5 protein-coding genes are annotated in these 6,820 nt (G+C 67.0%); 4 read left to right on the top strand and 1 reads right to left on the bottom strand.

Annotation, left to right across the window (positions count from 1 at the left end):
- A partial coding sequence (locus Y706_RS27095) for a DUF998 domain-containing protein (protein WP_043436992.1) occupies nt 1-409 on the top strand: 409 nt, incomplete at its 5' end.
- 117 nt (nt 410-526) lie between these two features.
- Here the strand turns inward: Y706_RS27095 and Y706_RS27090 are convergent.
- A complete protein-coding gene (locus tag Y706_RS27090) occupies nt 527-2,122 on the bottom strand; it encodes a chitinase (protein WP_043436984.1) in 1,596 nt (531 codons plus the stop codon).
- 519 nt (nt 2,123-2,641) lie between these two features.
- Here Y706_RS27090 and Y706_RS0121785 point away from each other — a divergent pair.
- The 3 genes from Y706_RS0121785 to Y706_RS0121775 are packed head-to-tail and all read left to right on the top strand — an operon-like array spanning nt 2,642 to nt 6,703.
- Entirely contained in the window at nt 2,642-4,675 is a 2,034-nt protein-coding gene (locus Y706_RS0121785) for a glycosyltransferase family 2 protein (protein ID WP_156945222.1), read from the top strand.
- The gene (locus Y706_RS29010) at nt 4,672-5,181 is read left to right on the top strand and encodes a DUF7793 family protein (protein WP_052355123.1); all 510 of its coding nucleotides are present in this window, start codon (nt 4,672-4,674) and stop codon (nt 5,179-5,181) included. Before Y706_RS0121785 ends, Y706_RS29010 begins: the two co-directional genes overlap by 4 nt.
- Nucleotides 5,171-6,703 (top strand): putative bifunctional diguanylate cyclase/phosphodiesterase, encoded by a 1,533-nt coding sequence (locus tag Y706_RS0121775; protein WP_028278241.1) that lies wholly within the window; start codon nt 5,171-5,173, stop codon nt 6,701-6,703. The genes Y706_RS29010 and Y706_RS0121775 overlap by 11 nt, the downstream gene beginning before the upstream one ends.
- The last annotated feature ends 117 nt before the right edge of the window (nt 6,704-6,820 follow it).

Raw genomic sequence — 6,820 nt, 5'->3', positions numbered from 1 at the left:
GCGCTGGGGCGCAGGGGTGGTGGCAGCGGCCGCCGCCCGGCTGCTGACCGGCGCCGCCGGGGCAGGAACGGTCATCGTGGGGCTGGTGCCCGAGGACACGGGATCGGCCTGGCACGTGGCCGGCGCCCTGATGTACTTCGCCGCCGGGGCCCTGGCGCTCCTGATCCTCGGTTGGCTTTGGCTCCGGCAGACGCCGCTCGGGTGGTTCATCCTGGGCTGCGGGGCCGTGTCCCTGGCGGCGCTCATTGCGGGCGGACTGACGGGCATGCAAGTGCCGGAACCCGGTGCCTTGGAACGGCTCATGGGCTATCCCATCACCGTCGGCGTCGCCGCGGCCGGTCTTGTCATCGCCCAGCGGGTCCAGCACGAACGCACGGCGCGCAAGCTCGCCCGGGCCCAGGCCCGCTGAGGCAGGCCGGCTGAGGCGGGCCCACTGCGGCAGGCCGGCTGCGGCAGGCCTGTGCAGGCCACAAGGCCCGGGACAGAGGGCCCGGGCTGGAGGGCCCGGGCCCGGTGAAGCGGGCCCTTAGGGCGCCGGCGCGGACGCCGCCGCGCTGGGAACCGGGGCGGCAGTCGCCTTGGCCATGATCTTCATCAGTTCCTCGTCCCGCAGCTTTGACCACGGCGATTCCGGCGATCCCTGCAGCGCAGCTTCGGGGCTGTCGGTCTGGGTCCACCATTTTGCTTCGAAGACCCGGCCTTCGAAGAGCACCCGTGCGCCCTTGCGGTAGACCGTGGCGGGCTGCCACGCCGGGGCGGTCCCGGCCGGTGCCGTCAGCTGCGGGGTAGGCCGGTCAGCGGCCAGGACCGGACCGATAATGCGCCAGGGGGTCGCGGTGCCCTGGAGGACGGGATCATCCGGGGTATCGGCGCGGGTCCACCATTTGGCCTCGTAGACGTTCGAATGCCACACGATCCGCTCCCCGGCGGTGTAGGCGGTGGTTTCGGACCACACCGGGTACGGGCTGGTGGAGGGATTGTCGCTGACGGCCGGGACCGGCGTCTGCGCAGCCGCGGCGGCCGGCGCAGACGACGGGCTGGCCATGACACCCGCGCCGAGGATCGTGGCGAAGGACGAGCTTCCCTGGTCCACGCCGCTGCAGCCATCGGAAACCTTCGTGACGTCCGGGAAGTTCTGGCTGCAGGTGCGGTCACGGTTCAGGGACCACATGGAAAGCCGGCCGATGCCGCGGGCACTGGCGTAGGCGCTGAGTTCCTGGGTGTCCTTGAGGGTGAAAATTTCGCCGGCGACGTCGTTCTGGCCGATCATTGGCGTCAACCCGACTTTGCGCCACACCGTGCCCGTGCCGAGTTCGGTGCCGGCGGCCCGGTACAGGCCGGTCAGTTGCTGATGGGTTGCTTCCGCGGCGGATACCGCGTTCTCGTACATCGACCGGCCCGGCAGCATGCTTCCGCCGTAGTCCATGGTCATGGCGTTCACGCCGGTGAGGTCGACCCCCGCAGCGATCATCTTCTGGACGGCGTCGCTGCCCGTCGCCGTGAGGCCGTTGGGATCCGCCGGCAGCGTCAGCCAGACGCTCAAGGGCTTGCCCTCGCGCTGGCGCTCCTGCTGGAGCGCGGCGATGGCCACTGAACGCCGCTGAAGGGCCGCGGGGTCGGACAGGGCCTCGCCTTCCACGTCCAGATCGATGCTGCTGACCTGGTAGCGGTCGACGACGGTCCGGTACGCCGACTTGAGCTGGGCAGGGTCGGTGCACGTGACGGCCAGCTCCTGGTTGGCCAGCCCGCCGAAGGACACCGCCACGCTGCCGCCGAGCTGCTGAAGCCGGGCCACCCGCCGGTCCAGGTCCAGCGAGGCCGCGGCGTCGGAGAGGGAGTAGGCGGCGCCCCAGGAAGGCGAGCACGGCTCCTTGGGATCAGCCACCACGAAGGACAGCACGACCTTTTCGGCTTCCTTGGACGCCGGGTCCTCGAATGCGTACCGGGGCGTCGCCGTGACATCGACATATCCCGAGAAAACGGACGGGATGGCCTCGGCCGCCCGGACGTCCTGGAAGTTGCCCCATGCGACAACGCCGCCGCCGGCGGCCGCCACCACGGCGCCGATGAGTACACCCAGCCGGACCACAGATAGTTTGCGGCCTGGGAATCGTTCGGACACGGGGTCCCCCTTGTGCGTCTTTCGTTGGGCAGCCGGGCACGCGCCGGCAGCCGGCATCAGCTCGTGAAATTTCCGGGGTGTCTGATGTCCGGCAAGCCTCTGACCTTGCATTATCATAAGGGCACTCACCGGAACATTCCGGTGCGGCGTGCGGGTTTTGCCGTAGGCGCGCGCCAATATGCCGACTTTGCAGTCTTATGGGGACTAATGCCAGATCAGCTTGTCTTGCCGCGCTTGGATTCGGAAAGCGCGACCACCGAACAAAAAGGTGCGGTCCGGCGCCGTCAATGGGGGGCAGAGCGGCGTTCCGAGCCGCTGTCAATTGTCCATCCGAGACCGTCCCGGCGCAAAATAATCCTTGGCCGGCTGGGAATTCTCACGACGCTGGCGGCCTGGGTAACATACGTCATTTCCACCATTCTGAAAGAGCTCGCGGACAACCCCAATGCGGGTTTCCGGTTTCAGTTTGAGACGGTCTCCTACCTAATCGTCGTAACATTCCTGACGTTTTCCGCCCTTATGTACCTGATGGCCCGGCAGGGCGCCCTGTACCGGTTCCGCGACCATGCCAGGGTGCCGCGCGGCGAGCTGGACCGGCACTTCGCCGAGTACGCCGAGGGCATCACCGTGCTGGTGCCCTCCTACGCCGAAGAACCCCAGGTGGTGCGGGCGACGCTGTGGTCCGCGGCGCTGCAGGAGTTCCCGGACCTCAAAGTGGTGCTGCTGCTCGATGACCCGCCGCATCCCTCGGACCTGGGTGACCGGGTCCGGCTGGACAAGACCCGCGCACTGACCGCGGAGATCGAAGCAGAACTCAGCGTCCCGGCGTCGCGCTTCAACGCTGCCCTGGCCGATTTCCGCAGCCGGGAAAAGGCGCACGGGCGCGGCACTGCCGCCGAGGTGGCCCTGCTGATCGCCGAATATGAGGCAGCCGCCGAATGGCTTGAATCGATGGCTGCTGCTGAAACGGTGGAGGACCACGTCGACGAGTTCTTCGTCGACCTCGTCCTGATGGGCCTGGCGCGCGAGCTGAGGCTCGTGCTCCTGGGACTGAACGCTGCGCTGGCCCAGCAGACCTCGCCGCCGCGCACGCGGATCGAAGAGCTGTACCTCCGGCTGACCTGGATCTTCAACGTCTCCACCGAAACGTTCGAACGCAAAAAGTACGCGAGCCTTTCCCACGAGGCGAACAAGGCAATGAACCTCAATGCCTACATTTCGCTGATGGGCCACACCTGGCAGAAGGAAACCACCGCCGACGGCGTGGTTCTGCGCAAGGTGGGCGCCGGCGTCGCCCCGGAGCTGGACGGCGAGATCATGGACGTCCGGGACACGACTTATCTGTTGACGCTCGACGCCGACTCGCTGCTTCTGCGCGACTACTGCCTCCGGCTGGTCTACTTCCTGGAATCGGCCGGCAACGAGCGCGTCGCGGTCACCCAGACGCCGTATTCCTCCTTCCGTGGTGCCCCCACCCGCATCGAGCGGGTCGCCGGAGCCACCACCGACCTCCAGCACATCCTCCACCAGGGCATGACCTACTACGGTGCGACGTTCTGGGTGGGCGCCAACGCCGTCATCCGCAAACGCGCCCTGGAGGACATCGTCGAGGTGGAAACCAACGGGGCCTTCGAGATCCGGACCTACATCCAGGACCGAACCGTCATCGAAGATACCGAATCCAGCATCGATCTAGGCCAGCACGGCTGGACCCTGGTGAACTATCCGGAACGGCTCAGCTACAGCGCCACACCCCCGGACTTCGGCTCCCTCGTGGTCCAGCGCCGGCGCTGGGCGAACGGCGGCCTGCTGATCCTGCCCAAGCTGTGGGTCCAGCTCCGCCAACACCGGTCCGAGCGCCGCGCGATCCTGTTCCGGGAGGTGCTGCTGCGGGTGAACTACATGGCGTCCATCGCGTGGGCCAGCTTTGGTCTCGTCTTCCTCCTGGCGTACCCCTATGACAGCCGGCTGCTGAGCCCGATCGTATTCATCGCCGCCCTGCCGTACTTCCTGGCCATGGGCAGCGACCTGCGCGACTGCGGCCACCGCTTCAGCGACATCCTCCGGATCTACGGCTTCAACCTCGTGCTGCTGCCGGTCAACCTGGCGGGCGTGCTGAAATCGCTGCAGCAGGCCGTCACAGGCGACAAGATTCCCTTCGCCCGCACGCCCAAGGTCAAGGACCGCACCGCCGCCCCGGCGATCTACGTCCTGACCCCGTACGCGATCGTCGCCTTCTCGCTGCTGACCGTATGGCGGGACGCGCAAGTGGGGAACTGGGGCAATGTGGCCTTCGCTTCCGTCAACGCCATCCTCGCAGCGGGCGCGATCCGCGCCTACATCGGAGTCTTCAATTCCGCGGTGGATGTCTTCCTCGGGGTGGTTAACTGGCTGTATGTCAGTCCCAGGCCCAAGAAAGTGAAGGAGAGTCCCGTGATTGCCAAGACAGCCGAGGAAGTCGACTGGGAAACGATTCTCTATCACGGCGACCGACGGCTGAACCGTGACCTCCGGGGCTCCGCGGACCGCCGCCGTCGAATTGCGGTCCGATGACTCTCGAGGCCCTGGCCGGGCCCGAGGGGCGGCTGCCGGAGGGCCTGCCGGACACGGCAGCGGCCTCGGCCGGCGTCGTTCTGGGGGCGGCGGCGGTCACCGCGGCCCGGGCGACCGACGGTGCGCTCGCCGACGGCGGTGCCGCCCATAGCATCGGGGTGCGGATGATCGACGGCGGAATCATCGAGGTCCTGCTGCCCGCCAACCAGGAGATCGAGGGCCCCGAGGCGCGCATCGCCGGCGACATCGTCCGCACGATCGCCGCGGGACGGCGGATGCCGGTGCTCCTGGTGATCACCGGCGTCGTCGGTGTCAGCATGGAGGCCCGCCGGGTCTACAGCGGTTCCATAGCGGCGACAGCGTTCGCCCTGGTGGGCGAGAGCCCGGTGGACCGGGTCATTGCCCACTACCTCCTGCGGTCCCGAAGCGAGACGATCCCGGCCCAGTTCTTCACTTCCGAATCCGCGGCCGTTGAGTGGCTAAGGCAGCACACCCGTGAAGAATGAAGCACCAGACCCCAGGCTGCACGCCCTCGTGGAAGGCATCGTGCGGATCGCCGGAGGCGATCTGAGCACCCGGATCCCGCATTCGGGAGCCCGCGACGACGTCGCCGCCGTCATCGCCGGCATCAACCTGATGGCCGATGACCTTCAGACCATCTATCAGGAGCTGGAAGAGCGGGTCGAAAGCCGTACGGCCATGCTGCGCGAGGCGCAGGTGGAACTCGAACGCATGGCGCTGACCGACCCCCTGACCCAACTCGCCAACCGGACGGCACTGAACTCGGTCCTGAGCCATGCCCTGGCGGAGTCCTCGCGCGGCGAAATGCCGCCGGCGCTCCTGATTCTGGATCTCGATTCCTTCAAGGGCATTAACGACACCCTGGGGCACAGCGCCGGCGACGACGTCCTGCGGGCCATCGCACGCCGGCTCCAGGACGCCGTCCGCGATACGGACACCGTGGCGCGCCTTGGTGGCGACGAATTCGCCGTCATGCTGCCGAAGTCCAATCTGGTCCGGGCACGCAGGGTGGCGAACAGGATCCTCAAGGCACTCAGTGAGAGCCTCGACGTCGGGGACCTGAAAGTCACCTGCGGAACGAGCATCGGCCTGCGGATCGCGGAACCCGGCCAGTCCGTCGATGACCTGGTCATGGAGGCCGACACGGCCATGTACGCGGCCAAGGCGCAGCAGCACAGCAGCATCAAAGTCTTCGAGCCGGCCCTGCTGTACGCCCGCCGGCTGCAGAGCGTCATGATTACGGAAATGCGCGAAGCCATCCGGCAGGACCAGCTGACCCTGCACTACCAGCCGGTGGTGGACCTCGCGACCGGCAGGATCGAGGGCGTGGAGGCGCTGGTCCGGTGGAACCACCCGGAGCGCGGTCTGCTCATGCCGGACCAGTTCATTCCCCTGGCCGAGGAAACCGGCATGATCGTGGACCTGGGCCACTGGGTGCTGCGCAATGCAGTGCGCCAATTGCGCAAATGGCAGCAGGACCTGCAGGTGGACAGCACCTTTAACGTCCGGGTCAACATTTCCACCACCGAACTGCAAAACCTCGAGCTGATCGAACATGTGCGGGACATCCTCAGGGAGACCGGCGTGGATGCATCAAACCTGATCGTGGAGCTGACCGAGTCCATGGCCGTCAATGGCGGCGACGTCGACCAGTATTCGCTCAACGGCCTTCGCCGGCTCGGCGTGCAGCTCGAGATCGATGACTTCGGGACCGGCTATTCCTCCATCAGCTACCTGCGCAAACTGCCGGTGAACGTGGTCAAGATCGACCGGAGCCTGATCAGCGGCCTCGGCGACGACGAGCAACAGCGGGACTTCGTAGCCGCGGTGCTGCACCTCATCCACGCCTGCGGCCTGAAGGCGCTGGCCGAGGGGATCGAGACGGCGGAACAGGCGGAAGTCCTGCGCGAGATGGGCTGCGGCAGCGGGCAGGGCTACTACTTTGGCCGGCCTGCGCCGGCGGGAGAGATCGTGGCGTTGTTTGCGGGGGGTGGAAAGCTCTTGTAGCCCCGGGTTGATGGATGTTGGGCGGGGCGGGTTTGTCCTGTGCCTTCGTCTTCACGTCGGCGTGATGCGGTCTAAATGGTGTCCCTTAAATGAAAAGCGGCGGGCCCGGACTTGATG

The organism is Arthrobacter sp. I3 (assembly GCF_000520575.1).
Lineage (GTDB): Bacteria > Actinomycetota > Actinomycetes > Actinomycetales > Micrococcaceae > Arthrobacter > Arthrobacter humicola_A.
This window is presented reverse-complemented; position numbering and strand designations above follow the sequence as displayed.

Coding starts and splice junctions, on each gene's coding strand:
- Y706_RS0121785 (WP_156945222.1), top strand. CDS start 2,642: ATGTACCTGATGGCCCGGCAGGGCGCCCTGTACCGGTTCCGCGACCAT.
- Y706_RS29010 (WP_052355123.1), top strand. CDS start 4,672: ATGACTCTCGAGGCCCTGGCCGGGCCCGAGGGGCGGCTGCCGGAGGGC.